The 1489-nt window shown below is 57.9% G+C and carries 1 protein-coding gene and 1 pseudogene; one reads left to right on the plus strand and one right to left on the minus strand.

Annotation, left to right across the window (positions count from 1 at the left end; genetic code table 11):
* Nucleotides 1-145 precede the first annotated feature (145 nt).
* Entirely contained in the window at nucleotides 146-1069 is a 924-nt protein-coding gene (locus D8U82_RS22675) for a pyridoxal-phosphate dependent enzyme (RefSeq protein ID WP_130902997.1), read from the plus strand.
* Nucleotides 1070-1210: 141 nt separating this feature from the next.
* On the opposite strand, the pseudogene D8U82_RS28520 reads toward D8U82_RS22675, so the two are convergent.
* Nucleotides 1211-1489 (minus strand): annotated as a pseudogene (locus D8U82_RS28520) (hypothetical protein); the annotation flags it as partial.

Raw genomic sequence — 1489 nt, forward strand, 5'->3', positions numbered from 1 at the left:
CTCATTCATGCTGGTGTGTGGGGAACATACAAGGAGCTGCCGAAGGCTGCGATCTGTTGATCCTGATTTCAAAAGCAAGATCAAAAGATCGCAGCCTGCGGCAGCTCCTACTAGTATGTGGTCTTTTCCAGATTGTGCAGTGCCCATGCTTTTGCCTCCCCCCGACTGGCTAGCCCAAGCCCCCCTCGAACCGCTCCGTCTTGAATGGCTGGCAGACGCCGGCATCGAGTTCGCGATCCTGCGCCTGGACCGCATCGACCCGCTGATCAGCGGCAACAAGTGGTTCAAACTCGTTGAACATCTCAAAGCCGCCGAGCGTGCCGGCGCCGAGGGCATCATCAGCCTTGGCGGTGCGCATTCCAATCACCTGCACGCGCTGGCGGCGGCGGGCAAGCGGCTGGGATTCAAAACCGTGGGGCTGCTGCGCGGGCACCCGCAGGACACGCCGACAGTGCGGGATTTGCAAACGTTCGGCATGCAGTTGCATTGGCTCGGTTACGCCGGCTACCGCGCGCGGCACGAAGCGGGATTCTGGGTGCCATGGCAAGCGCAATTTCCTACGCTGCATGCGGTGCCCGAGGGCGGTGGTGGACTGGCCGGCGCCTTGGGTTGCGCAGCGATCAGGCAGCAGGCCGAAGAGCAATTGGCCAAGCTGGGCTGGAATGATTTCGACGCCTGGTGGCTGGCCTGTGGCACCGGCACGACACTGGCCGGACTGGCGCTCGCCGAGCAAGGCAGGCGCGTGGTGTACGGTGCTCTGGCAGTGCCGGATGATCACGGCGTAGCGCCGAACATCGAGTCGATCCTCGCGCACGCCACCGAGCCTGCGGCGGACTATCAACTGATCGATGCCAGCCGTGGTGGTTTCGCCAAAGTTGACCAGGCGTTGCTGACCTTCATCGATCAGACCGAGCAAACCAGCGGCATCCCTTTGGAACCGCTGTACACCGGCAAGGCCTTGCTGGCGCTCAAGCAGCATGTCGAGTCAGGCGAATTCGCGGTCGGCACGCGTCTGGTCTTTGCCCACACGGGTGGCCTGCAGGGACGGCGCGCATTTGCAGCGATGTAGCCGATGGTCGCGATCAATACATGCCAACCTTCGGCGTGATGATATTTGCAATCAATCGAAGTGCAAGTTTTACGGTTTATGACTTCTGTTTATTGAAAGTTATTGTTGTGCGTTGGTCCGCGCAGCGTAACTCTATGTTGTTTATATCTTGTAGTTTCTTTTGGTTTGAATAGTTGGTTGTGCGTGATTATTGTCGGCTCGGCTCTTTAGTTTGTTATTAAAGATCAAAACTATATTTATCAATTTGAGTGTGAATATGAAAAGTCCGATCTCGAAGCCTCGCCCTACTACCACTACGTCAAAGCCGGTAACACCAACAAAGCCAGTTGCGCCAACCAACCCAGTAATTCCAACCAAACCAGTGGCGCCGACCAAGCCGGTAGCGCCGACCAAGCCAGTTGCGCCAACCAAGCCAGTGGC

Source organism: Pseudomonas sp. Sample_23 (genome assembly GCF_004307595.1).
Lineage (GTDB): Bacteria > Pseudomonadota > Gammaproteobacteria > Pseudomonadales > Pseudomonadaceae > Aquipseudomonas > Aquipseudomonas atacamensis.

Coding starts and splice junctions, on each gene's coding strand:
- D8U82_RS22675 (WP_130902997.1), top strand. CDS start 146: ATGCTTTTGCCTCCCCCCGACTGGCTAGCCCAAGCCCCCCTCGAACCG.